The following is a 24,426-nucleotide window of genomic DNA, read 5'->3' as shown; positions in this document are numbered from 1 at the left end:
TATAATATATGTAATACACACCCCCTGCCCCCTCTCCAGAGGGGAAAAGTTACTATTTATATAACTTTTCTCGTAATTCGGCTACTGTCGGATCGGTGATGTAATCATCGTAATCCATCATCTTGTCGATGATGCCGTTAGGGGTCAGTTCGATAATACGGTTTGCCACCGTCTGGATGAACTCGTGGTCATGACTGGAGAAAAGGACGTTTCCTCTGAATGACTGCAACGTATTATTGAATGCCTGGATAGATTCCAGATCCAGGTGGTTGGTCGGTGTATCCAGGATCAGGCAGTTTGCATCCGTCAACATCATCCGGGAAATCATACAACGCATCTTTTCACCTCCGGACAATACGCTGACCTTTTTCAGCAATTCTTCACCCGAGAACAACATACGGCCGAGGAAACCTTTCAGGAATACTTCGTTGGTATCTCCGGCGAACTGGCTCAACCAGTCGATCAGGTTATAATCGGAATCGAAATATTTGGCATTATCCAGCGGTAGATAGGTCGTTGTGATCGTCTGGCCCCATTGGAAAGTACCGGCTTCCGGCTTTTCTTCTCCGTTGATAATCTGGAAGAGGGCAGTCATGGCACGCGGGTCACGGCTGATGAAAACAATCTTGTCTTCCTTCTCTACGTTGAAGTTCAGATCCTTGAACAATACCTTGCCTTCGATGCTTTTCGTCAGTCCTTTCACTTCGAGAATCTGGTTGCCCGGTTCGCGATTCGGGGTAAAGATAATACCCGGATAACGGCGTGAAGACGGCTTGATCTCTTCGATATTCAGCTTTTCGATCATCTTCTTACGGCTGGTAGTCTGTTTGGACTTCGCCACGTTGGCACTGAAACGGCGGATAAACTCTTCCAGTTCCTTTTTCTTTTCTTCCGCTTTCTTGTTCTGGTTCTGCTGCTGGCGGAGTGCCAACTGGCTTGATTCGTACCAGAAGCTATAGTTACCGGCAAACATTTGCAGTTTACCGAAGTCGATATCTACGGTGTGTGTACAGACAGAGTCGAGGAAGTGACGGTCGTGGCTCACTACCAGGATCGTGTGGTCGGAGTTGGACAAGTAATTTTCCAGCCAGCTCACCGTTTCCAGGTCGAGGTCGTTGGTCGGCTCATCCAGTAGCAGGTTGTCCGGCTGTCCGAAAAGGGCGCGGGCAAGTAATATACGCACCTTCTGCTTACCGCTCAGGTCTTTCATCATGCTGTAATGGTACTCTTCGGCGATACCCAGGCCGCTCAACAGGTTGGCTGCATCGCTTTCGGCGTTCCATCCTTCCATTTCGGCGAACTTCTCTTCGAGTTCCGAAACGCGGATACCGTCGGCATCGCTGAAGTCAGGCTTTTCGTAAAGCGCATTCTTTTCGCTCATGACTTCCCACAAGGTGGTGTGTCCCATCAGGACCGTGTCCATAACTGTATATTCGTCGAAAGCAAAGTGGTCCTGGCTTAATACCGAAAGACGTTCTCCCGGGCCTAAAGTTACCGAACCGCGTGTCGGGTCGAGTTGTTTGCTGATTACGCGGAGAAATGTTGATTTTCCGGCACCGTTGGCACCGATAATACCGTAGCAGTTACCCGGCGTAAACTTCATGTTTACATCCTGAAAGAGGATACGTTTGCCGAACTGTACGTCCAGATTGTTTACCGTTATCATATATTGAATACCTATTAATTTTTCGAATGAGTGCGCAAAGATACTAAAATCTATTGACTTTTTGGAACTTCCCGCAGCGTATAACTTGTTGTACATTTGTTTTTTTCTATAATGATATAAGAAATATGACACAAAACATTTTCGTTTACATGGACTTTCAGGTCGCCCGGAAACGGGAGGCGGGAAAGGATAGTACGGCTGATCTCTACCGTGTGGTTCGCAACCGACTGTACCGTTTTTGGAAAGGCGCTTCGCTGCAATGGACAGATATAACCGCCGCCATGGTGGATGATTTTGGCAGTTCGCTGCGCGCCGAAGGGCTGGCGGTGAATACGGTGAACAGTTACCTGAGCAGTTTCCGGGCACTTTGCCATACCGCTTTGCGGGAAGGATTGCCCGGACCGGCCTGCGACCCTTTTGCCGGGTTGCATCTCAAACGGGAGGAAACGGCCAAACGTGCCTTGAAGATCGCGGAAGTCAATAAAGTGATGCAGGCGGACTATCCGGGGGAACCTTCGCTGTGTGAAGCGCTCGATCTGTTTATTTTTTCTTACCTCGCCTGCGGAATCCCTTTTGTGGATCTTGCCTACCTGACAAAGAAAAACATCGTGGGCGGTGAGATCGTCTATTACCGGCATAAGACCGGGGCACTGATACGGGTGGGGATTACGCCTGCCATGCGGTTACTCTTGAGAAAGTACGGGCAGAAAGGTTCCCCTTACCTTTTCCCGGTCCTCTCGGCGGGCAAGGACGGGCACGAAGCCTATAAAACTGCACTCCGTAAATACAACAGCCTGCTTGTGATTATCGGTGAGCGCCTGCATCTGTCGGTGAAGCTGACCTCCTATGTGGCACGCCATTCGTGGGCTACCGAGGCACTCCGTCAGAATATCCCGGTGGCAGTAATCAGCCAGGCCATGGGACATACTTCGGAGAAGACAACCCGTATCTACCTGGCCCAACTGGACCAGTCGGTACTGAACAAGGCGAATGCGAAGATTACAAAGAAAGCGGCCGATATGTTTCTGGAAAGGGCCTGAACCCTTATTTACGAAATAAGGGTGGCAAGTATTAATATTAACTTCTACAATGCAGTAAAACTTGTTTTTCAAAGCATCTTGCACGGCAAAGATAGGGAATAAAAACAAAGTGGAAGCATATATTAACATATTTCTGAAACATGAATTTGCTTTGGACTAGATTGTTATGTACCTAAGTGATGCCAAAGCAACTATTTTTGTCTGTCAGCTACTAACTTTTACTTAAAAAGTCTTATCCCGCCTGTTTGGGCGCATAATGCCCCTGGGCATCAATCTAATTAACACCCTTTCACTATATAAACCTGTGCGAAACCAGTCTTTTTCCCCTTTAAAAAAGCCTTTTTCCTATCAGTTTACAGGTCTTTTTCTTTCCCCAAAATGAAGCCCGGTACCTTATTTCGTAAATAAGGTCTATGGGGTAAAGAAAGATAAACGATGGGAAAGAGACTCTTTTATATATTGATACTCATGTGTTTGCATATGGTATCCATTCCTCTTCACGGACAACATGTGTCGTTGAAAAGTAACCTTCTCTATTGGGGAACGAGCACCCCGAATATGGGATTCGAGTTCCGCCTGGGCAGGAAAATGAGTCTTGACCTTTGGGGCGCTTACAATGCCTGGGAGTTCAAAAACGATATGTCGCTCAAACATTACCTGGTACAACCCGAACTGCGCTACTGGCCCTGCCAGACGTATGAGGGCCACTTCTTCGGCCTTCACGGCCACTACGGCCATTTCAATATCGGAAATATCCCGTTTATCCCGGGAATGGAAGAGAAAAACTACCGGGGCTACCATTGGGTGATCGGCCGCCATTGGGGGGAAGCGTTTGTCGGTGCCGGCTACGCCTATATGCAATATGAAAAATACGTCTGCTACGACTGTACGGAAGTGCTCGGAATATTCCGCCGTCATTATTTCGGCCCGACGCGTGCGGACGTCTCCCTGATCTTTTTTATCCACTAATCCGCCCGGCATATGAAACATTTCCTATACATATTATATATAGCCTTTTCCGCCGCCCTTCCGGCCCGTACCCTCGCAGAGGGTGGGGAAGGAGTACCGCCCTGTGTGAAGATAGCCGGCGAACCCACTGCCGCGATCTACAACCGCTATAACAAGGAAATCCGTTTCCTGATCCCCGAAGATGAATCCGGTATTTCGCAGTTTCGTCAGGTGCTGGTCGCCAGCTACGCCTCGCCCGAAGGCTCCTACCAGCATAACGAGACATTGTCGCGCCAGCGTGCCGAAGAGTTCCGCACCTACATCAGCCGCCGTTACCTGTCGGAAGGCTGCCCGGTGATCTGTGGCAACGTGGCGGAAGACTGGAGGAACTGCGCCGCATGGTCTCTGTTTCCGGCAAACCCTATGCGGAAGCAGTCTGTTTCATCATCGACAACTACGGCATCTTCGAAGGCTGCGAAACCTACCTGATGCAACTGGAAGACGGCCGCGTCTACGGCGAACTACTGCGCGACATCTTCCCCTACCTGCGCCGCGTGGAACTGCGCCTCAGTTAAGAATCGGCTCCGGTTAGCGACGCCGAAGCCGCCCGCCTCTTATATTCGCATCCCGCCCGGCTCACCCTGTCGGAGATGTACCGCGTAGCTCGTTACTACCCGCCGGCCATTACCTCGACCGTGAAGACGTAAAAACCTACCCCGCACCGCCATCAACCGCCAGGTTATGTTAGAGTTGATTATCAGCGACGAAAGTGTCTCTCTCCCCTCTCGAGAGACTAGTTTTTACACAGTCTCTCAAGAGGGGAGCCAGTAACAATCAGTCTATAATTGGATAGTTCTATTTTGATAATAACAGAAACAACCTAATAATTATGAATAAAACAGACTTAATAAAATCAATGGCATCCCGGGTCGGATGTACCGAGGTGGTTGCGCGGCAGATGGTGGAGGTTCTGATGGAGGAGGGACTGAGTGACGGGAACGATATTGTTCTGCAAGGCTTCGGCACTTTCCGTCCCTGGAAACAGAGTTTTCGTGCAGGCCGTAATCCCCGTACCGGAGAGAGTTGTCCGATCGCTCCCCGTACCAGCGTCAGGTTTAAGGTTGGTAAGAATTTGTTGAGAGCAATGAATAAACGTTAACACGGATCGCGTTCGTTCCGTTATTTATGGCGGGGACTTTTCACTATCAACAGGATAGCATGAAAAATCCCCGCTTTTGTTATGGAAAGAAATTTACTTATCCTATGTGCTTATTGAAAATAATTATCTACTTTTGTGCTCTAAAACATTAAAATAAACCGAACAAAGATGGCTGCAACAAAACGTATCAAGCGTGCATTGGTCTCTGTATACCATAAAGAGGGACTGGATGAAATATTAAAGAAACTTCATAGCGAAGGTGTAACCTTCGTGTCAACAGGTGGAACTCAGACATTTATCGAATCATTAAATATCCCTTGCGATGCAGTGGAAGACCTGACCGGTTATCCTTCTATCCTGGGAGGACGTGTTAAGACTCTTCACCCGAAAGTTTTTGGAGGTATTCTCAACCGCAGAGATAACGAAGGCGATAAAGCGCAGATTGCAGAATACGAAATTCCTGAAATCGACCTGGTGATTGTAGACCTCTATCCGTTTGAAGAAACAGTAGCTTCAGGCGCAGAAGAACAGGCAATTATCGAAAAGATAGATATAGGCGGTATCTCATTGATCCGTGCCGCTGCAAAAAACTTTAAAGATGTAGTGATCGTAGCATCCAAAGCACAGTATCAGCCGTTGATGCAGGTGTTGAATGAAAAGGGTGCAGAAACTTCCCTGGAAGACCGTAAATGGTTCGCCAAAGAAGCATTTGCTGTTTCATCCGGCTATGACTCTGCTATTTTCAATTATTTCGATGGAGGCGAGGGTTCGCATTTCCGTGCTGCCGTAGACCAGCCGATGCACCTGCGTTATGGTGAAAATCCTCACCAGGCTGCTAAATACTATGGCAAGTTCAACGATATGTTCGACCAGATCCATGGTAAAGAGATCTCCTACAACAACCTGTTGGATATCGATGCTGCCGTTAGCCTGATCGACGAGTTCGACGAACTGACATTCGCTATCCTGAAACATAATAATGCCTGCGGTATCGCATCCCGTCCGACTGTGCTTGAAGCATGGAAAGAGGCACTGGCCGGAGACCCGGTTTCTGCATTCGGCGGTATCCTGATTACCAACAGCGCAATCGATAAAGAAGTAGCCGAAGAGATCAACAAGATTTTCTTCGAAGTAATCATCGCCCCGGAATATACAAAAGACGCTTTGGAAGTGTTGATGCAGAAGAAAAACCGCATCATCCTGGTCCGCAAGGATGCAAAGACTTGTCCGATGCAATTCCGTTCACTGTTAAATGGTGCATTGATGCAGGAAAAAGACCTGAGTATCCAGACTGCCGCAGATCTGGAACCGATGACTGACAAACAACCTTCCGCACAGGAAACAGAGGACCTGTTGTTCGCTAATAAACTGGTGAAGCACAGCAAATCGAACGCTATCACTTTGGTAAAGAACAAACAACTTTGCGCAAGCGGTATCGGTCAGACATCTCGCGTGGATTCTTTGAAACAGGCCATTGAAAAGGCAAACGCTTTCGAATTCGATTTGAAAGGTGCCGTTATGGCTTCTGATGCATTTTTCCCTTTCCCTGACTGTGTTGAAATAGCTGATAAAGCAGGTATTACTGCTGTTATTCAGCCGGGTGGTTCTGTAAATGACAAGCTGTCTGTTGATTATTGCAACGAGCATGGCTTGGCTATGGTTAAGACGGGTGTCCGTCATTTCAAACATTAATAATATGCCAATAAGACAATATGCCAATGTGCCAATTATAAGCACTTTTCATTGGCACATTAGCACATTGGCAAATTAACACATTATTTTTATGGGATTATTTTCTTTCACACAAGAAATAGCGATGGACCTGGGTACTGCGAATACCATCATCATCAGTGGTGGTAAGGTCGTAGTGGATCAGCCATCGGTAGTTGCCCTCGACCGGCGTACCGACAAAGTATTGGCGGTCGGAGAAAAGGCACGCCAGATGCACGGAAAGACGCACGAGAATATTCGTACGATCCGTCCGCTCCGCGATGGCGTGATTGCCGACTTCTTTGCTGCCGAGCAAATGATACGCGGCATGATTAAAATGATAAATCCGAAACACCGCTGGTTCTCACCTTCGCTGCGCATCGTGGTTTGTATTCCTTCGGGCAGTACTGAAGTGGAGATCCGTGCTGTACGCGACTCTGCCGAGCATGCCGGCGGACGCGACGTCTACATGATTTATGAACCTATGGCTGCTGCAATCGGTATCGGTATCGATGTAGAAGCACCTGAAGGCAATATGATCGTGGATATAGGCGGTGGTACGACCGAGATCGCTGTTATCTCGCTGGGCGGTATCGTTTCCAATAAATCGATCCGTATTGCAGGAGATGACCTGACGGCTGATATTATGGAATATATGCGCCGCCAGCACAATGTGAAGGTGGGTGAACGTACTGCCGAACTGATCAAGATCAATGTCGGTTCAGCCCTGACGTTTCTGGATAATCCTCCTGAAGATTATATCGTACATGGTCCGAACCAGATGACGGCTCTTCCGATGGAAGTTCCCGTTTCTTATCAGGAAATCGCACATTGCCTGGAGAAATCGATCTCCAAGATGGAGGCAGCTATTCTGAGTGCACTCGAGCAGACTCCTCCCGAACTGTATGCCGATATCGTACGTAACGGTATCTATCTGGCAGGTGGCGGTGCTTTGATGCGCGGGCTTGACAAACGTCTGACGGATAAGATCAATATCCCGTTCCATATTGCAGAAGATCCGTTGCATGCGGTTGCAATAGGTACAGGCGTAGCATTAAAGAATATAGATAAATTTAATTTCCTTATTCGATAAGGGGAATAATGTGCCAGTTAATCAATATGCCAATGTGCCAATAAAAGACACATTCGTCGGTGTATTGATTAATTGGCATATTGGCACATTATCAAATTGGCACATTATTATTTATGCGTAAACTGCTGGACTTCCTGGTAAGAAAGAGGCATTGGTTCTTGTTCGTTTTGCTTGAGATTGTTTCGCTGATGCTGATTTATCGTAATAATGCATACCAGCGGAATATCATCTTCAGTTCGGCAAACGTATTGACAGGACATATTGCGTCCGTTTCCGGTTATGTAACATCGTATCTGAACCTGCATGAGATTAACAAGGAATTGCTGGAAAGGAACGGGCAACTGGAGATGGAATTGCTGGAGTTGCAGGACCGTCTGGATATGATGGTGGCGGATACGGTTGCTTTTGCCGGGTTTGCTCCTGATTCGACCGAGCAGTTTGCATATAGTTTTATCCTGGCTGGGGTGGTGAATAACAGTGTCAGTCATCTTTCGAATTATATCACTGTAAACAAAGGAAGTAAAGACGGAATAGCACCAGATATGGGAGTTGTTTCCGAAAGAGGAGTTGTAGGAATTGTTTCAACGGTGAACGATCATTTCTCTGTGATCATACCTTTGCTTAATCCGAAATCGCGGTTGAGTTGCAAAGTGTTGGGAAGTACTTATTTCGGGGCTTTGAGTTGGAAAGGGCGTGATATCCGTTTTGCCAATCTGGAAGAATTGCCGCGTCATGTGGAGTTCCAGAAGGGAGATACGATCGTGACAAGCGGTTATTCGAGCGTGTTTCCGGCAGGGCTGATTGTCGGTACGGTGGCAGATTTTGAAAAACAGCATGATGACAACTTTTTTTCACTGGAGGTGGAATTGGCTACGGACTTTCAGGCACTGAATAATGTCCGTATCATCAATAATTATAATCAGGCAGAACAAAGAAGAGTAGAACAAGAGGCGAGAAGAAATGATTAATTTATTACGGGGATTGGTTTATTTCGTTGTACTGGTATTAATTCAGGTCTTGATCTTGAATAATATCCATTTCCTGCGGATTGCAACGCCGTTCCTGTATCTTTATTTTATTATAAAGATGCCGGTGGGTACGTCGCGCGACCTGGTCGTTCTTTTCTCTTTCCTTATCGGCCTGGTGATCGATATGTTTTCAAATACTCCCGGAATGCATGCGGCAGCCTGCACGTTGGCCGGATTTATCCGTGAACCGCTGATACGTTTTTTTATGGGGAAGGACTTGCCCGAGGGGATTTATCCTTCCTATAAGACCTTTGGCTATGGTGGCTTCTTCCGATATGTGCTTTCATTTGTGGTGATCCACCATGTCACTTTATTCCTGATCGAATCGTTGACGCTGTTCGATCCGTTATTCCTTGCCATCCGTATCGGAGCGAGTGTGGTAACGACTACATTATTAATTTGTACAATAGAAGCATTCAATATAGAGACACAAAAGAGTGGAGACTAATACGAAGTATACACTTGAGAACAGGCGCTATGTGATAATAGGCGCTGTGGTTCTGCTGGTTCTCGTCTTTATCATCCGTTTATTCTACCTTCAGGTGGTTGAGAACGATTATAAAGCATGGGCAGACAGCAATGCGTTCCTGAAAAAGACTTTGCCGCCTTCACGCGGAATGATTTATGACCGTAATGACAAACTGCTGGTTTATAACCAGCCAGCTTACGATGTGATGCTTATCATGCGCGAAATCCAGCCGTTCGATACGTTGGATTTCTGTAATATCCTGAGTATTACAAAAGAACAGTTTGAAAAACGGATCGCAGAAATAAAGAACCGGCGGTTGAATCCGGGATACTCGTCGTATGTCCCACAACTGTTTATGAACCATCTTTCGGCTCAGGAGTGCGGGGTATTGCAGGAAAAACTATATAAATTTCCGGGCTTTTATATCCAGAACCGTACGATCCGCCAATATGAATATCCTTATGCGGCACATATACTGGGTAATATCGGTGAGGTGAACCGGAAGGATATAGAAAAAGACGATTATTATGTACAAGGCGATAACTCCGGGCGCGCGGGTGTTGAACGTTCCTATGAAAAGGAACTGCGCGGGGAGAAGGGCGTGGAGATTCTCTTACGGGATGTGCATGGTCGTATCAAAGGGAAATATGATGACGGGAACAGCGATATAACTCCTGTTTCCGGTAAGAACCTAAAACTTGCAATCGATATTAATTTGCAGGCTTATGGAGAAAAGTTGATGAAGAATAAGGTTGGTAGTATCGTGATGATCGAGCCGAAGACAGGCGAAGTTCTTTGTATGGTCTCTTCTCCTAATTATGATCCGAGTTTACTGGTCGGGCGCCAGCGTGGGAAAAACCATAAGATGCTGGAAGAAGATCCTCAGACTCCGCTTATCGACCGTTCCATAACCGGTTATTACCCTCCCGGTTCTACATTTAAACCGACACAGGGACTGATCTTTTTACAGGAAGGGGTGATAACGCCCGAAACCATGTATACTTGTGCACATGGGTATACTTTCTCATCGAAAAGAAAACCGGCTTGTCACGGACATATGTCTCCTTTGAGCCTGGTTCCGGCTTTGGCAACTTCCTGTAACTCTTATTTTTGCTGGGGGCTGCATGATATGCTGGATAGCCGTCGTCGTTACCCGACTATACAGAAAGGTTTTGAGGTCTGGAAGAATCATCTGGTTTCTATGGGATACGGTTATAAGTTGGGAATCGATTTGCCTGGGGAGCGGAGAGGTTTTATTCCGAACAGTGAATTTTATGATAATTATTATCATCGCTGGACTTCTACAACGGTCATATCTATTGCGATCGGGCAGGGAGAAGTAACCGCCACGCCGTTGCAGATCTGTAACCTGGCGGCAACGATCGCCAACCGGGGCTATTTTATTACTCCTCATGTCGTAAAAGAAATACAGGATACCCCTTTGGATTCGCTTTATACAGAAAAACGTTATCCGACGGTGGATTCAAAATATTATGAAATAGTGGCAGAAGGTATGCGTAATGCAGTACTGGGAGGGACTTGTTGGGCTGCGGCGATACCGGGTATTGAAGTATGCGGAAAAACCGGTACGGCCGAAAATCCTCATGGAAAGGATCATTCCGCTTTTATAGGTTTCGCTCCTTATAAAAATCCGAAAGTCGCTATCTGCGTATATGTCCAGAATGGCGGTTTCGGGGCAGCGTTCGGAGTGCCTATCGGAAAGTTGATGATGGAATTGTATCTGAAAGGTGAGATTGCACCTGAGGATAAAGCGTTGGAAGAAAAAATGGTGAATTCGGTTGTTACCGAAGATCATGTTTATTTATTGGGAAATAGTGGGGTATAGAAAGACTGAAATATGGAAAACGATTGACTGGTTTACCATCATCTTTTATTTGTTGATGATAGTGGCCGGTTGGTTTACGATTTGTGGTGCCAGCTTTGAGTTTGACAGCATGAGTTTATTTGATATAAATGGGCGTCCGGGGTCGCAGCTGATGTGGGTGGGCGTTTCGATGGTGGTTATTTTTGTCATACTGATGTTGGAAAGCGATTTCTTTGATGTCTTTGCTTACCTGATCTATGCGGGAATTATCGTTCTGCTGATAGCGACCATCTTTTTTGCTCCCAATATAAAGGGGTCCCATTCTTGGTTGCAGCTGGGTTCATTTCGTATACAACCTGCTGAATTTGCGAAGTTCGCTACAGCTCTGGCAGTGGCCAAGTTTATGAATTCCTATGGATTTCAGCTGACTACTGTCAAGAACTTCTCTATAACGCTTCTGCTGATTTTTCTGCCGATGATCTGTATTATTCTGCAAAAGGAGACTGGCTCGGCTTTGGTTTATTTTGCTTTTTTCCTGATGTTGTACAGGGAGGGGATGTCCGGATATATTTTGCTGGCTGGTGTTTGTGCGGTGGCGTTTTTTGTAACTACGATGAAATTTTCGGATGCAGTAGTAGGTGCGACGGATATGGGAGAGTTGATTGTTTCCTCTATGATACTGGTTATCTCCTTTTTTCTTGTGGCGACAGTCCGCAGGGACAGGATGGCATTGCAGGTTATGCTTGGAGGAACGGCTATCGTGTATTTGGCTGCTTATATTACGTCCTTGTTTGTTCCCGTAAACTTTGCCTGGGTTTCGATGGGATTGGTCGGACTGGCTGTCGTTTACCTGGTATATCTTTCTATGCGTAACTGGGTCTGGCATTATGCACTGATCGCCGCCTTTGCTTTGGGGTCGATGGCCTTCATGTATTCGGTGGATTATGTGTTCGACGAGATACTGGAACCCCATCAGCAGATCCGTATCAAAGTTTCGTTGGGATTGGAAGATGATCCGAGCGGTGCCGGTTACAACGTGAACCAGTCGAAGATCGCTATCGGGTCGGGAGGACTGACCGGAAAAGGTTTCCTGAACGGGACGCAAACAAAGCTGAAATATGTGCCGGAACAGGAAACAGACTTTATATTCTGTACCGTAGGAGAGGAGCACGGTTTTATCGGATCCTCTGTGGTGCTGATCTTGTTCGGGATATTTATCATCCGGCTGGTTATTCTTTCCGAGCGGCAGAATACGGCTTTTGCCCGGGTGTATGGCTATAGCGTAGCCTCCATCTTCTTCTTTCACCTGGCGATAAATGTGGGAATGGTTACCGGAATAACGCCCGTAATCGGCATTCCCTTGCCTTTCTTCAGCTATGGAGGCTCTTCTTTGCTGGGATTTACAATCTTGTTGTTTATCTTCCTGCGCCTGGATGCTTCCCGGAGAGAGCGATGATCAATTAGTCTTTTCTACCCGGAATCCGATTTCCTGTATTCCTCTCAATGTACTGTCGCGCATTCCCTGGCGGAAACTGAATGTGTACATCCCCGGGTGTTCGAATTTGTAGTTGGTCCGTATCGGAAAGCTGGACTGGAACAGGGATATGCCATGCCCGTGCCATTTTCCGAACTCGTCAGCCAGCACACATTCTATCGTATCCCGTTTCAAAGGACCGATCGGCTGCTCTTCATTGCAGAAAAGCCAGAGGTTCTGGTAAGGATACATATTATTATTACGAACCTCGAATGTCAGGTTGTAGGGAACGGAAATGTCGTCTACATGAAAAGAGAAATAATATTCCTTATCCTTCCCCCACATTGTATTATCAATGGCCTGGTACTGGTCGTACAAGGCCTGTTGATCGCAGGAGAAGCATAAGGACATGAAGAGAACGACAATGAATCCTTTAAGCTTCGGGCTTATTTTCCGGTTTGTTGCCCGGTTTAGCTTGCTGCTGAGGTCTGTCATTATTCGCTTGCTTGTCATTATTGCCTTTAGGTTTTTGTCTGTTTCTGTTATTCCGGTTATTGTTGTTACGGTTGTTGTTACCGTTATTTCCGTTATTATTAGCGTTACCGCCTTTGTTACCGTTGTTGTTGCCGGAAGATCTGTTGCTGTTTTCGTTACCCGGCTGCTGCCTGTCGTTGTTGACGGGTCTGTTACCGGCCTGTTTGTTGTTTGCCGGCCTGTTGTTGCCGCCTTCGCCACCGGCAGCAGCGTTCGCATTGTTTCCGCCGCCATTGCCGTTATTGCCGTTATTGCCTCCGTTGTTTCCTGCCGGACGTTTTTTCTTCTTTTTCTTGACTGAGTCGAAACGGGTAACGCTATCCTGGCCGAGAATGTCCTGAGCATCGCGTTTGGGCGGCTGAGGTTTGGTGTCGGCTTCCAGTGTGACCGGTTTGCTTCCTTTCTTATTCATATTGATCACATCGAATGCACGTTCGGCTGATATTGTTATCAGGTTCGCGGCAAATGATTTGTCGGTAGAATAAGTTATTTCGCGTTTGAAGATGTCTGTCTTGAAATGGTAGTAGTTGTTATCTTTCGTTTCAAGTACGATCTCCCTCGAGGGCAGGCGTTTCTGAGCTTCCACATAGGCGTCCACTTCGTAATTGATACAACATTTCAGTTTTGCACATTGTCCGGCGAGCTTCTGCGGGTTCATGGAAATATCCTGGTAACGGGCGGCACCGGTAGCTACAGAAACAAAACTGGTCATCCAGCTGGAACAGCAAAGTTCGCGTCCGCAAGGTCCGATACCTCCGATACGCCCGGCTTCCTGGCGGGCTCCGATCTGTTTCATCTCGATACGTACGCGGAATGCTTCGGCCAGGACTTTGATCAGCTGGCGGAAGTCGACACGTTCGTCTGCGATGTAGTAGAAAATAGCCTTGTTGCCATCCCCCTGGTATTCTACGTCACCGATCTTCATGTTCAGTCCCAGGTCTGCTGCGATCTGGCGTGAACGGATCATGGTTGCATGCTCTTTCGCTTTCGCCTCTTCGTATTTCTCGATATCGGTGGGCTTTGCCTTGCGGTACACTTTTTTAGGTTCGTATCCTTCTCCGGTACGTATATTGTTCTTTTTCATTTGAAGAAGAACAAGTTTTCCGGTGAGGGTTACTGTTCCTATATCATGTCCGGGACTGGCTTCGACAGCGACCATATCTCCTTTTTCGAGAGGTATTTTGGAGCTGTTCAGGAAATAACCTTTCCGGGTATTTTTGAATTGTACTTCTACATAATCGGTTGCGTTTTCCGCATCAGGTACGTCGCAGAGCCAATCGTAGGTATTCAGTTTTGTATTTTGTATTTTGCTGCATCCCTTTTTCCCCATGCAGCAGCTTCCTTTATTTAGTTTGAAATCCATTTTCCGGTAATATATATGTTTTATAATGTGTATTGTATGTATAATACGTACAATTACGCAAAAATAGTCAAATATTCTCAGAGAATGAGCAAGGGATAGTGAAAAAACAAGAACAGGAAAAAAGTGAAAGGCCCCCAAGCCTGTATTTCTACCGTTTGGGAGCCTTTTATTATAAATATAGTAACAGTTTAGTCTACTAAGCCGTGACTTTTAAATACTTTGTGAATAGCTTCAAGCGCATAATCCAACTGCTCTTTCGTATGAGTTGCCATCAGGGAGAAACGGATCAGCGTATCTTCCGGAGCGACAGCCGGCGAAACTACCGGGTTTACGAAGATGCCTGCTTCAAACAGTTCCTTAACGATCAGGAATGTCAGGTCGTTGTCGCGGATGAACAAAGGAATGATCGGAGTTGAAGTATGTCCGATTTCGCAACCCATGTTACGGAAGCCATCCAACGCATAATGAGTTAGTTTCCACAGATGCTCGATGCGCTCCGGTTCGCTCAGCATAATATCGAGTGCTGCACCAGCTGCTGCGGTAGCTGCCGGAGTGTTACTAGCACTGAAAATGTAAGAGCGTGAATTGTGACGGAGGTAGTTGATGGTGTCTTTGTCTGAAGCAATAAATCCACCGATAGAAGCCAATGATTTACTGAAGGTACCCATGATCAAGTCGACGTCGTCGGTAACACCGAAATGGTTACAAGTTCCGCGTCCGTGATCTCCGAGAACTCCCAAACCGTGTGCTTCGTCAACCATGATGCTGGCATTGTATTTCTTTGCCAAAGCAACGATTTCCGGAAGTTTGGCTATGTCTCCTTCCATACTGAATACACCGTCGATAACGATCAGTTTCACTTTGTCGGGTTCGCATTTCTGGAGTTGTTTTTCCAGCGAATCCATATCGTTATGCTTGTATTTAAGTTTGGTTGAGAATGACAGGCGATGGCCTTCGATAATGGAGGCATGGTCCAGTTCGTCCCATAAGATATAATCTTCACGCCCTGTCAGGCAGGATACTACTCCCAGATTCACCTGGAAACCTGTTGAATACACGATTGCGTCTTCTTTTCCTACGAATTCGGCCAGACGCTTTTCCAATTGGATATGGATGTCAAGCGTACCATTCAGGAAACGTGAACCGGCACATCCCGTACCGTACTTTTTGATCGCTTCAATTGCTGCCTCTTTTACTTTAGGGTGATTAGTCAATCCTAAATAAGCATTTGAGCCAAACATCAGGACTTTTTTACCGCTGATCATCACTTCAGTATCCTGATCGCTTTCGATCATTCTGAAGTAAGGATAAATCCCTGCTGCCATAGCTTTTTGAGGAGCATCGTACTTTGCTAGTTTCTCTTGTAAAAGTTTCATATTATTATTGAAGAGAATGATTTTCTCGCTAATTAAAATTCCATTAATAGAATTAAGGGTTTGTCGTATACATATTCATGTATGTTTCGGCAAATCCAGCCGCAAAAGTAGTAAAAAAATAACTTATAGTAGCCTTAATGCTTTAAAAGTTTTACAAAAGCATTATTTTTGTCGCTTCAATCTTTATAAACAGTTAGGATGGACGGGAAAAAAATAAAGGTACAGGCTATAATAAATCCTATTTCCGGGGTGGGATCGAAGAGAAAGATCCCTAAGATGATCGAGCGGATGTGCGAGAAAGGAGGATGTCCGTTGGAAATTTCTTTTACGGAATATCCGGGACATGCCAGCGAGTTGACCCGGAAAGCGATCGATGAGGGGGCTAATTGCATTATAGCAGTTGGTGGTGACGGTACGGTGAATGAAATAGCCCGTGCTATGGTTCATTCGGATGCCGTTTTGGGGATTGTCCCGAAGGGGTCCGGCAACGGACTGGCCCGCGAACTTCATATACCGATGGATGCTAAACGGGCGTTGGAGCTGATTATAAAAGGACATGTTTCAACAATCGACTGCTGCAAAGCTAACGACCGTGTTTTCTTTTGTACCTGCGGAGTGGGGTTCGATGCGGCAGTGAGCCAGAAGTTTGCCGAGGAAAAAAGGCGCGGTTCGCTTACCTATATAAAAAATACGGTGGCAGAGTATCTGAGTTATAAACCGGAGCCGTATGAACTGTTGGTGGACAACCAGACGATCAAGGAAAAAGCCTTCCTGGTGGCATGTGCCAATGCTTCCCAGTACGGGAATAACGCTTTCATAGCTCCGCATGCCAATATACAGGACGGACGGATGGACCTGACCATTCTGTCTCCTTTTACGCCGCTGGACATAGCGCCGTTGGCAATCCAGTTATTTACGAAGCAGATAGACCGGAACAGTAAGATCAAAACGATGAAGGCGCAACAGGTTACGATCATTCGCCAGAATCCGGGTGTCATGCATCTGGACGGTGAGCCGGTTATGGCCGACAGCCGGATCGATATTTCGATCATGCCGCAATCATTGCATGTGGTTACGCCGGAAGTCGTTTCCTTTACGGAGGAAGTCCATAATTTGTTCGGTGAGGTAACCCGCTTCTTCGATAAGAAATTACCTTACATTTTCAGGTAAAAATCTTTGGTCAGAGCAATATACTCCGGGGTATACTGATGCCGGGCTTCCTCGATGGTCAGTGTATTCCGGTTTTTTGTGTCTGTACTAACAGGAGATAATTCGACCAGTAACCGTTTGGGGTGTGCTCCCGGAACAGGGATCACGTTCGTTTGCCTGCAAATATGCAGGGAGTTTTTTTGAGCGGTCTCCCTGACTTCCTCTAGTTGCTCGTAAGGCAATACCAATGCTATACGTCCGGCCGAAGAGAGTAATGCCCGCGCGTTTTCGACCAGTTCGGATAGAGGCAGGCTGTCCGTATGGCGTGCAACCGAACGTTTATTATCCGGACATTTCAATGAATTGATAAAGTAAGGCGGATTGGAGACGATCAGGTCATATTTTTTCTGTGCCATAGAACGGGCGAAATCCGCACAGGAAGCAGGAATAACCTTTATTCTGCCGGCAAAAGGCGAAGCCGCCACATTTTCTTCCGCCTGGACACAGGCCTCCTTGTCGATGTCGATCGCATCGATGTCCGCACAGCTCCGTTGGGCGAGCATCAAAGCGATGATGCCGGTCCCGGTTCCTATATCTAATATGTTTTTGCATGAGGCCGTATCTGCCCATGCTCCCAGCAATACGGCGTCTGTTCCGACCTTCATCGCGCATTTGTCATGCCGGATAGTGAACTTTTTGAATTGAAAATAAGGATTTGCCATACATATTTTTATAATGTAAGGTGCAAAAGTAGCTAGAATTGCCTGAAAAGCTGTAACTTTGGCACGTTTATTGTATCAATCTACACAATTGATAGGGAAGAAATATGATGAAAGAAAGAATGAAGAGGTTTGCCGATGAGTCGTATGACGATTTGGATGATAATATTGGGATTGTAATGCCCATCCTGACAGAGTGTGATGTGGATGAGGATTTTACAGAAGGTATAGATAAAGTAGGAAAAGTCGTTCCTATTCTTCCGTTGAGGAATATGGTTCTTTTTCCGGGTGTTGCCATGCCGGTCATTGTCGGTCGGCCTAAGTCTATGCGTCTGATAAAAGAAGCAGTCCAGAAAAAAACACTGATAGGCGTTGTCTGTCAGAAAGAGATGAATACGGAGGATCCGGGTTTTGATGACCTGTATACTACCGGTGTGATCGCTGATATTGTGCGTGTGCTGGAAATGCCAGACGGTACGACAACGGTGATTCTGCAAGGTAAGAAGCGTTTTTCCCTGGATGCCCTGGAAGAAACGGAACCCTATCTGAAAGGAAAGATATCCTTGCTGGAAGATAAGATGCCGGATAAGACCGACCGTGAGTTTGAAGCGCTTATCTCAACGATCAAGGATTTGACAATTAAGATGTTGGGTTCGTTGAGCGAACCGCCCCGCGATCTGATATTTTCCATAAAGAATAATAAGAATGTTCTTTATCTGGTCAATTTCTCCTGTAGCAATATCCCCAGCGGAGCGGAAGAGAAACAGGAACTGCTGTTGATCGGTGCCATGAAGGACCGTGCATACCGCTTGCTGTTTATCCTGAACCGTGAATATCAGCTGGTAGAATTGAAAGCCTCTATCCAGATGAAGACACATGAGGATATCAATCAGCAACAAAGGGAATATTTTCTGCAACAGCAGATCAAGACTATTCAGGAAGAACTGGGTGGAAATATAAATGAACTTGAAATACGGGAGTTACGGGAGAGAGCCTTTAAGAAGAAATGGCCGGCTTCTGTTGCTGAGATATTTGAGAAAGAAGTTCGTAAACTGGAGCGTCTGCATCCGCAATCGCCCGATTTCTCTATCCAGACACAATATGTGCAGACAATTATTAACCTGCCCTGGAATGAATACAGCAAAGATAATTTTAATCTGACACATGCCCAGAAAGTGCTTGACCGCGACCATTACGGACTGGAAAAGGTGAAGGAACGTATCATTGAACATTTGGCTGTCTTGAAGCTGAAAGGTGATATGAAGTCGCCTATCATCTGCCTGTACGGACCTCCGGGAGTGGGTAAAACTTCATTGGGTAAATCTATCGCTGAGGCGCTGCACCGCAAGTATGTGCGTATCTCGTTAGGTGGATTGCATGATGAAGCGGAGATTCGTGGCCATCGCCGGACGTATATCGGTGCGATGAGCGGCCGTATTATCCAGAATATCCAGAAGGCCGGAAGTTCAAACCCTGTATTTATCCTGGATGAGATAGATAAAGTAACGAATGACTTCAAGGGTGATCCGGCTTCCGCCTTGTTGGAAGTGTTGGATCCGGAACAGAACTCGACTTTCCACGACAACTATCTGGATATCGACTATGACCTGAGCAAAGTCATGTTTATCGCTACGGCAAACAATCTGAATACGATTTCACAGCCTTTGCTGGATCGTATGGAACTGATCGAAGTGAGCGGATATATTCTGGAAGAAAAAGTGGAGATTGCCGCCCGTCATCTGGTACCGAAGCAACTGGAGGCACATGGTCTCAGCAAAGGTAAGGTAAAACTTCCCAAAAAGACATTGCAGGTAATTATCGAATCATATACCCGTGAAAGCGGTGTGCGTGAGTTGGACAAGAAGATTGCCAAGATCATGCGTAAGTTGGCGCGTAAAGTTGCTTCCGACGAAGCGATCCCGGCACAGATCAAACCGGAGGATCTTCACGAGTATCTGGGAGCGGTTGAATACAGCCGTGATAAATATCAGGGTAATGATTATGCCGGTGTTGTTACCGGGTTGGCGTGGACGGCGGTAGGCGGAGAGATCCTTTTCGTCGAGTCCAGCTTGAGCCGTGGCAAAGGTTCGAAGTTAACTTTGACAGGAAATCTGGGAGATGTGATGAAGGAATCTGCCATGTTGGCACTCGAGTATATCCATGCGCATGCATCTTTGTTCGGTATTAATGAAGAGTTGTTTGAAAATTGGAATGTTCATATCCACGTTCCCGAGGGAGCCATACCGAAAGACGGGCCCAGTGCCGGTGTGACTATGGTCACTTCGCTTGTCTCCGCTTTTACCCAGCGTAAGGTGAGAAAGAATCTGGCGATGACCGGCGAAATAACATTGCGTGGAAAAGTGCTTCCGGTAGGTGGTATCAAGGAAAAGATTCTGGCAGCCAAACGGGCAGGTATCAAGGAATTGATCCTGTGTAAGGAAAACCAGAAAGATATAGAAGAGATCAAAGCGGATTATGTGAAAGGATTGACTTTCCATTATGTAGAAGATATCCGTCAGGTGATCGACCTGGCTTTGCTGAAAGAGAAAGTAGACAATCCGTTGTTCTGATACATCTGTCTTCTGTCTCCTAAAGACGTTTTGTTTGTTCCATAGTAATGAAACAGTTGTTTCACCCTATAGAAACAGTTGTTTCATTACTATGAAACACTTTTCAGAATAAGATATAAAGGATAAAAAAAAACCGGTGCATCCAATAAGGGTGCACCGGTTTTTTATGACTGATTGTTTCCTATTCAGCTTTTGCTTCTGCGTTTGTATCTTCTTTAGCTTCGGCTTCTTCAGTGGCAGGTTCTTCTTCCGGAGTGAAATCTGTAATTTCGGCTCCGATCAGGATGTTATACCATGTCAATAATTTTTTGATATCGCTGGGATATACTCTTTCGCGGTCAAAATCAGGTAAAACTTCAGCAAAATAAGTACGCAATTCTTTAGTGTCGGAAGGTACTGTGACTTTGGCTCCGTTTTCTTTATTTTTTACGCTGGTAAGTACTTCGTGCAAAGGAACTTCAGTCTCGGTTGTATAGATAGCAATATCACCCAGCGAGATTACTTTATCTTTTGCGTACGCAGGTACTCTTTTCTTATCTGTCAACGATTCGACAATCAGCATGTTCTTTCCGTGGGAAACCAATTTAAATAATCCCGGTTTTCCCGAAATAGACAAAATAGTCTTCAACATAATACTTCGTTTTCTAATAGTGTTAAACTTTAAAGCTGCAAATGTAGTATAACTATACGATTTTACCGAAGTTTGGGAGACTTATTTTACAAATCTGTTTCATAAAGACACCAGAAATTTCTCAACCTGGGGAAGTAAAGCCTGCTTATCGTCGTTGTAGATAACATAATCGGAACGGTCTCTTTTTACCTCGTCCGGCAACTGGTTGTTGATGCGGCGTACGATTTCTTCCCGCGGGACGTTATCTCTCGCTACCGCCCGTTCGATACGGAGTTGCATGGGCGCATATACCATCAGGCTCTTGTCCACCACTTCGTTGAAACCCGATTCGAAGAGTATAGCCGACTCGATGGCACATATATCGGATGCCTGACTTTTTGTCCATGCTGAAAAATGACGGTTCACTTCGGGGTGTATGATCGCATTTACCTGCCGGAGATATTCCGGATTACTGAATATATGTGATGCGAGCAGCTTCTTGTTCAACCCTTTTTCTGTGTAGAGGTCTTCTCCCAATAATGCGGTGAGTTTTTCTTTAATGACAGGAGACGTGTCGGTCAGCAGTTTACTTTCCGTATCGGCGACATAGACCGGTACTCCGTATAAATTCAATAACGAAGCGACAACCGATTTGCCGCTTCCGATTCCGCCGGTTATTCCAATTTTAATCATGCAGATTGTTCTGTTCCAGGATAAATTCTATTTTGTCCGGGACAAGCGTAGCCGAACTTACCCAATCCGGTTTCTTTGTCAGCTGGATAGGTAAGGTGCCGGAGACGTTTTGTTCCAGATCTTTGAAAGAAAACTTTATTTCAAATGCATCTTCCGACAAGTCCTTGAAACGGGATAACGGAACGCTGCATGTTACCTTTGCTATGGAAGGAAAAGTACGCAATGTATAATGCGGAGGAAGTCCTGTACAGATGACAGGTATCTCCAATGTCTTTTCTGTAAACTCTTCAATAGGGATCGTTATGGTAACGCTTGTCGGATCATACGTCGCTTCACTGATCTTTTGCAGTTGTACGGTCCGTGTAATCGTTTTCGTCCCTTTCTTTATTTCGGTGAAGACGGTTTTTGCCTGGTTCAGCGTATCCAGTACAATGTCGCTGGCATATACACTGACTGTCGATGGCGAGATCAGGATGTTACCCGACACATGGAAGCCGGGATTTGTCTGGATAGTTCCGTCGAATATGACCGGGATATCTTTCTTTATCCGTTTACTGTATGCCGCTTCAATAGACTGGGGCTCGAAACCGACCAGCGAGGTCGTGGCAAGCAACTGTTTCTGTATGTCGCTTTGGATCGTTTTTTTGGTAATAGATAATGATCCGCTTTTCTCAGCCTGATTTTTCATATTCGTTTCGATCGGGGCAAACGATCTCCCGAAGGAATAGTTCAGCAGAACACTTCCTTTATCCTTTACCTTGGCAATGATCTCTTGCGGGGGAGTTTCGGTAAAAGAGATATCCGGTGGAATATTCTTGTATCTGACCGGGATGCTGATTTCTATTTCATATTCCTGCTGGAGGCTTTGCAATAACCAGAAACCTAATGACAGTAGTACGAAAAAGAAAAAGATTAATGCTTCCTTCCATCTCTGACGACGCAGAAAAGCATTAATCTTCATCCGGGCAGACTTGAATGATTGATTAATATCAAGCTGCGGCATATTTTGTTATTTCTTATTTTTGCTGTGCGTCTTCTGAAGAAGCAAAGATAGAAGTTTTATCTACACGGATGCGTACTCCGTCTGAAATTTCTATCAGCATATAAGTATCGCCGATTTCTTTGATCTTTCCGTAGATACCTCCGGCTGTGATCACTTTGTCACCCGTTTTCAATGCTTCACGAGATTTCTGTATCTCTTTCTGCTTTTTCTGTTGCGGACGGATCATGAAGAAATAGAAGATCGCAACGATAACCACCATCATAAGGATGCCTGACCACTGTGACTGGCCTCCGGCAGCCTGAAGTAAAATACTAACTAAGCTCATAACTAACTATATTCATTTATAAATTTGTACCTATTGACTAGCTACAAATGTAAGTATAATAATTAATCTTTAAGCAATACCTTTTCTTTTTTTAACTCGGATACAATAGAATCCAGGATTCCATTGATGAACACGCCACTTTTAGGTGTGCTGTAATATTTAGCCGTGTCGATGTATTCGTTGAAAGTGACATTGATGGGGATAGAAGGGAATGTCATGATTTCAGCCAGTGCAACCTGCATGATGATCAGGTCCATATTGGCGATACGTTCTGTTTCCCAGTTCTTCATATGTTTGTTGATACGCTCCCGATATTCGGCACCTTTCAATAATGACTGACGGAACAGTTTGATAGCGAAAGACTGGTCTTCCAGATCCTTGAACATAGGAAGCAGTTTCTGTTTTCCTTTGTTTTTTTCTTCGAACTGTTTGATTGTTTTCAGCGTGAATGTTTCAACGATTTCGATGTCGTCGTTCCAGTAAATGCTTTTGTCCTCCAGGTACTCTTCGATCATTTCGTTACCACAGATTAACTTTTTGAATACGGCACGCCAGAATTCTTTGTCAGTCTCGTAAGAATCGTTTTCGTTATCCAGATACTCGTTGTACAGGTCGGAAGCCAGGATCAGATCCAGTACATTCTTGATAAACTCTTCATCGTTTACCCACGATAATCCCTGTTCCGCCACATATTTCTGGAGCGCTTCGTTTTCGGCAACCTGGGCTGCGAAACGATTATTAACCAGACGGGTGTTAGGGTTCAACTCGGCGTGGGTCGGCATGTACTTGCTTTTTTTGGCGTCAAGTGTCCGTTGCTGTAAGTTGGTGACTTCGATAATTAGAAGGAGGAAGTAGTGATATAAGTCGTACGACTTCCGTAAGCTGAAAAGCAATTCATTTTCCGCTACTTTGAGGTCATTGTTTCCGTTTTGATAGAATGAATAAACTATCTGTAAAACTTTAATGCGGATTAAAATTCTGTTGATCATCGTTTGAAGGAACTACTTTATTATAAATTAGGTTGCAAAGGTAGTCATTCTTTTGATAAAAGGGCCCCGGTTTATTTAATTTTAAAGGTGTTAGGCGTTATTTTACACTTTCAAACGTAAAATGAGATATTTTGATGCGTTAAAATAGTTGTTGTTTAAAAAAAAATGCACATATTTGAAGCAAGTTATGAATATTGGGTGGGTGTTTAACAAATGTTGGCTATATGGATGAGTCGGTGAAGAAAATACAGGTTGAAGGTGGCGATAAAGAGATTTTGTACTCTAAGGCCATAAAAGCAGGTAAGAGGATCTATTATCTGGACGTAAAGAAGAACTTGAAGGACGATTTGTTCCTGGCGGTGACCGAAAGTAAAAAGGTGCAGCCTAAAAACGGAATGCAGATCTCTTTTGAGAAGCATAAGATTTTCCTTTATAAGGAAGATTTTGACAAGTTTATGGAGGGAATGAATGATGTGATCAATTACATCAAGCAACGTAACTCTGAAGATCTACAGGCACAAGCCCCGGATGCTGAGACAAAGACAGACGATGGTTCAGACGAGATAAAGCTGGACATCGATTTTTAAAAGGGGGGAAAATAATAACGAGCTGTTTTTCTTTATAAAGAAGAAACAGCTCGTTATCTTTTTATAGGTATCCTGTTATAAAGGTTGCCTATTTTT

The 24,426-nt window shown here is 45.4% G+C and carries 23 protein-coding genes; 13 read left to right on the top strand and 10 right to left on the bottom strand.

Annotated elements, in window-relative coordinates; genetic code table 11:
- Positions 1-52: 52 nt before the first annotated feature.
- Positions 53-1,666 carry an ABC-F family ATP-binding cassette domain-containing protein gene (locus K6V26_RS15145; protein WP_224265753.1) on the bottom strand — a complete coding sequence of 538 codons (1,614 nt, stop codon included), beginning with the start codon at positions 1,664-1,666 and terminating at the stop codon, positions 53-55.
- A 125-nt stretch (positions 1,667-1,791) separates the two neighbouring features.
- Here K6V26_RS15145 and K6V26_RS15140 point away from each other — a divergent pair, with 125 nt between their 5' ends.
- From K6V26_RS15140 to rodA, 10 genes are all read left to right on the top strand, one after another.
- The gene (locus tag K6V26_RS15140) at positions 1,792-2,706 is read left to right on the top strand and encodes a site-specific integrase (RefSeq protein WP_224265752.1); all 915 of its coding nucleotides are present in this window, start codon (positions 1,792-1,794) and stop codon (positions 2,704-2,706) included.
- A 435-nt stretch (positions 2,707-3,141) separates the two neighbouring features.
- Positions 3,142-3,675: a DUF3575 domain-containing protein gene (locus K6V26_RS15135; RefSeq protein ID WP_224265751.1), complete on the top strand. Its 534-nt coding sequence runs from the start codon at positions 3,142-3,144 to the stop codon at positions 3,673-3,675.
- A 12-nt stretch (positions 3,676-3,687) separates the two neighbouring features.
- Entirely contained in the window at positions 3,688-4,143 is a 456-nt protein-coding gene (locus K6V26_RS15130; protein WP_224265750.1) for a hypothetical protein, read from the top strand.
- A 400-nt stretch (positions 4,144-4,543) separates the two neighbouring features.
- Positions 4,544-4,813, top strand: a complete 270-nt coding sequence (locus K6V26_RS15125; RefSeq protein WP_007659020.1) for an HU family DNA-binding protein — start codon at positions 4,544-4,546, stop codon at positions 4,811-4,813.
- A gap of 168 nt (positions 4,814-4,981) precedes the next feature.
- Complete coding sequence (gene purH, locus K6V26_RS15120) at positions 4,982-6,505, top strand: bifunctional phosphoribosylaminoimidazolecarboxamide formyltransferase/IMP cyclohydrolase (RefSeq protein WP_007659019.1); 1,524 nt, start codon at positions 4,982-4,984, stop codon at positions 6,503-6,505.
- A 91-nt stretch (positions 6,506-6,596) separates the two neighbouring features.
- Positions 6,597-7,616: a rod shape-determining protein gene (locus K6V26_RS15115; protein WP_007659018.1), complete on the top strand. Its 1,020-nt coding sequence runs from the start codon at positions 6,597-6,599 to the stop codon at positions 7,614-7,616.
- Between the two features lie 113 nt (positions 7,617-7,729).
- Complete coding sequence (mreC, locus tag K6V26_RS15110) at positions 7,730-8,584, top strand: rod shape-determining protein MreC (RefSeq protein WP_224265749.1); 855 nt, start codon at positions 7,730-7,732, stop codon at positions 8,582-8,584.
- Entirely contained in the window at positions 8,577-9,092 is a 516-nt protein-coding gene (gene mreD, locus K6V26_RS15105; RefSeq protein WP_122327342.1) for a rod shape-determining protein MreD, read from the top strand. Before mreC ends, mreD begins: the two co-directional genes overlap by 8 nt.
- Positions 9,082-10,959, top strand: a complete 1,878-nt coding sequence (gene mrdA, locus K6V26_RS15100) for a penicillin-binding protein 2 (protein WP_195438618.1) — start codon at positions 9,082-9,084, stop codon at positions 10,957-10,959. The genes mreD and mrdA overlap by 11 nt, the downstream gene beginning before the upstream one ends.
- Positions 10,949-12,394 carry a rod shape-determining protein RodA gene (rodA, locus tag K6V26_RS15095; protein ID WP_394373152.1) on the top strand — a complete coding sequence of 482 codons (1,446 nt, stop codon included), beginning with the start codon at positions 10,949-10,951 and terminating at the stop codon, positions 12,392-12,394. Before mrdA ends, rodA begins: the two co-directional genes overlap by 11 nt.
- On the opposite strand, the gene gldH is transcribed toward rodA, so the two are convergent.
- From gldH to spt, 3 genes are all read right to left on the bottom strand, one after another.
- Positions 12,395-12,823, bottom strand: coding sequence for a gliding motility lipoprotein GldH (gene gldH / locus K6V26_RS15090; RefSeq protein ID WP_232434129.1), 429 nt, complete (start codon positions 12,821-12,823; stop codon positions 12,395-12,397).
- Between the two features lie 22 nt (positions 12,824-12,845).
- Positions 12,846-14,309, bottom strand: coding sequence for a PSP1 domain-containing protein (locus K6V26_RS15085; protein WP_224265747.1), 1,464 nt, complete (start codon positions 14,307-14,309; stop codon positions 12,846-12,848).
- Positions 14,310-14,497: 188 nt separating this feature from the next.
- Positions 14,498-15,685, bottom strand: a complete 1,188-nt coding sequence (gene spt, locus K6V26_RS15080) for a serine palmitoyltransferase (protein ID WP_007659011.1) — start codon at positions 15,683-15,685, stop codon at positions 14,498-14,500.
- A gap of 198 nt (positions 15,686-15,883) precedes the next feature.
- On the opposite strand from spt, the gene K6V26_RS15075 reads away from it, so the two are divergent.
- Positions 15,884-16,855 (top strand): diacylglycerol/lipid kinase family protein, encoded by a 972-nt coding sequence (locus tag K6V26_RS15075; RefSeq protein ID WP_007659010.1) that lies wholly within the window; start codon positions 15,884-15,886, stop codon positions 16,853-16,855.
- On the opposite strand, the gene K6V26_RS15070 is transcribed toward K6V26_RS15075, so the two are convergent.
- Positions 16,840-17,556: a tRNA1(Val) (adenine(37)-N6)-methyltransferase gene (locus K6V26_RS15070; RefSeq protein WP_224265746.1), complete on the bottom strand. Its 717-nt coding sequence runs from the start codon at positions 17,554-17,556 to the stop codon at positions 16,840-16,842. The genes K6V26_RS15075 and K6V26_RS15070 overlap by 16 nt on opposite strands.
- Before the next feature lie 104 nt (positions 17,557-17,660).
- Between K6V26_RS15070 and lon the strand changes: the two genes are divergently transcribed.
- Positions 17,661-20,123 (top strand): endopeptidase La, encoded by a 2,463-nt coding sequence (gene lon, locus K6V26_RS15065; RefSeq protein WP_044214754.1) that lies wholly within the window; start codon positions 17,661-17,663, stop codon positions 20,121-20,123.
- Between the two features lie 181 nt (positions 20,124-20,304).
- Here the strand turns inward: lon and K6V26_RS15060 are convergent, their stop codons facing one another.
- The 5 genes from K6V26_RS15060 to nusB all read right to left on the bottom strand — a co-directional run bounded on the left by K6V26_RS15060 (position 20,305) and on the right by nusB (position 23,743).
- Positions 20,305-20,754 (bottom strand): DUF5606 family protein, encoded by a 450-nt coding sequence (locus K6V26_RS15060; protein WP_007659005.1) that lies wholly within the window; start codon positions 20,752-20,754, stop codon positions 20,305-20,307.
- A 99-nt stretch (positions 20,755-20,853) separates the two neighbouring features.
- Positions 20,854-21,426 carry a dephospho-CoA kinase gene (gene coaE, locus K6V26_RS15055; protein ID WP_046145079.1) on the bottom strand — a complete coding sequence of 191 codons (573 nt, stop codon included), beginning with the start codon at positions 21,424-21,426 and terminating at the stop codon, positions 20,854-20,856.
- Positions 21,419-22,429 carry a CdaR family protein gene (locus K6V26_RS15050; RefSeq protein WP_046145078.1) on the bottom strand — a complete coding sequence of 337 codons (1,011 nt, stop codon included), beginning with the start codon at positions 22,427-22,429 and terminating at the stop codon, positions 21,419-21,421. Before K6V26_RS15050 ends, coaE begins: the two co-directional genes overlap by 8 nt.
- A gap of 13 nt (positions 22,430-22,442) precedes the next feature.
- Complete coding sequence (yajC, locus tag K6V26_RS15045) at positions 22,443-22,754, bottom strand: preprotein translocase subunit YajC (protein WP_007658999.1); 312 nt, start codon at positions 22,752-22,754, stop codon at positions 22,443-22,445.
- Positions 22,755-22,816: 62 nt separating this feature from the next.
- The gene (gene nusB / locus K6V26_RS15040) at positions 22,817-23,743 is read right to left on the bottom strand and encodes a transcription antitermination factor NusB (protein WP_007658997.1); all 927 of its coding nucleotides are present in this window, start codon (positions 23,741-23,743) and stop codon (positions 22,817-22,819) included.
- A gap of 224 nt (positions 23,744-23,967) precedes the next feature.
- Here nusB and K6V26_RS15035 point away from each other — a divergent pair, with 224 nt between their 5' ends.
- Complete coding sequence (locus K6V26_RS15035; protein WP_007658995.1) at positions 23,968-24,330, top strand: DUF3276 family protein; 363 nt, start codon at positions 23,968-23,970, stop codon at positions 24,328-24,330.
- Positions 24,331-24,426: the final 96 nt, after the last annotated feature.

This window comes from Parabacteroides goldsteinii (genome assembly GCF_020091425.1).
Lineage (GTDB): Bacteria > Bacteroidota > Bacteroidia > Bacteroidales > Tannerellaceae > Parabacteroides > Parabacteroides goldsteinii.
Note: the sequence above shows the minus strand (reverse complement) of the source record. Positions and strands in the feature narration are given on the sequence as shown.

Excerpts from the sequence above, each read along its gene's own strand:
- spt (WP_007659011.1), bottom strand. The coding sequence starts at position 15,685 with ATGAAACTTTTACAAGAGAAACTAGCAAAGTACGATGCTCCTCAAAAA.
- K6V26_RS15085 (WP_224265747.1), bottom strand. The coding sequence starts at position 14,309 with ATGGATTTCAAACTAAATAAAGGAAGCTGCTGCATGGGGAAAAAGGGA.
- K6V26_RS15070 (WP_224265746.1), bottom strand. The coding sequence starts at position 17,556 with ATGGCAAATCCTTATTTTCAATTCAAAAAGTTCACTATCCGGCATGAC.
- K6V26_RS15125 (WP_007659020.1), top strand. The coding sequence starts at position 4,544 with ATGAATAAAACAGACTTAATAAAATCAATGGCATCCCGGGTCGGATGT.
- coaE (WP_046145079.1), bottom strand. The coding sequence starts at position 21,426 with ATGATTAAAATTGGAATAACCGGCGGAATCGGAAGCGGCAAATCGGTT.
- mreD (WP_122327342.1), top strand. The coding sequence starts at position 8,577 with ATGATTAATTTATTACGGGGATTGGTTTATTTCGTTGTACTGGTATTA.
- purH (WP_007659019.1), top strand. The coding sequence starts at position 4,982 with ATGGCTGCAACAAAACGTATCAAGCGTGCATTGGTCTCTGTATACCAT.
- K6V26_RS15050 (WP_046145078.1), bottom strand. The coding sequence starts at position 22,429 with ATGCCGCAGCTTGATATTAATCAATCATTCAAGTCTGCCCGGATGAAG.
- K6V26_RS15140 (WP_224265752.1), top strand. The coding sequence starts at position 1,792 with ATGACACAAAACATTTTCGTTTACATGGACTTTCAGGTCGCCCGGAAA.
- nusB (WP_007658997.1), bottom strand. The coding sequence starts at position 23,743 with ATGATCAACAGAATTTTAATCCGCATTAAAGTTTTACAGATAGTTTAT.
- yajC (WP_007658999.1), bottom strand. The coding sequence starts at position 22,754 with ATGAGCTTAGTTAGTATTTTACTTCAGGCTGCCGGAGGCCAGTCACAG.
- K6V26_RS15145 (WP_224265753.1), bottom strand. The coding sequence starts at position 1,666 with ATGATAACGGTAAACAATCTGGACGTACAGTTCGGCAAACGTATCCTC.
- K6V26_RS15130 (WP_224265750.1), top strand. The coding sequence starts at position 3,688 with ATGAAACATTTCCTATACATATTATATATAGCCTTTTCCGCCGCCCTT.
- mreC (WP_224265749.1), top strand. The coding sequence starts at position 7,730 with ATGCGTAAACTGCTGGACTTCCTGGTAAGAAAGAGGCATTGGTTCTTG.
- gldH (WP_232434129.1), bottom strand. The coding sequence starts at position 12,823 with ATGTCCTTATGCTTCTCCTGCGATCAACAGGCCTTGTACGACCAGTAC.
- K6V26_RS15075 (WP_007659010.1), top strand. The coding sequence starts at position 15,884 with ATGGACGGGAAAAAAATAAAGGTACAGGCTATAATAAATCCTATTTCC.
- K6V26_RS15035 (WP_007658995.1), top strand. The coding sequence starts at position 23,968 with ATGGATGAGTCGGTGAAGAAAATACAGGTTGAAGGTGGCGATAAAGAG.
- lon (WP_044214754.1), top strand. The coding sequence starts at position 17,661 with ATGATGAAAGAAAGAATGAAGAGGTTTGCCGATGAGTCGTATGACGAT.
- K6V26_RS15060 (WP_007659005.1), bottom strand. The coding sequence starts at position 20,754 with ATGTTGAAGACTATTTTGTCTATTTCGGGAAAACCGGGATTATTTAAA.
- K6V26_RS15135 (WP_224265751.1), top strand. The coding sequence starts at position 3,142 with ATGGGAAAGAGACTCTTTTATATATTGATACTCATGTGTTTGCATATG.
- K6V26_RS15115 (WP_007659018.1), top strand. The coding sequence starts at position 6,597 with ATGGGATTATTTTCTTTCACACAAGAAATAGCGATGGACCTGGGTACT.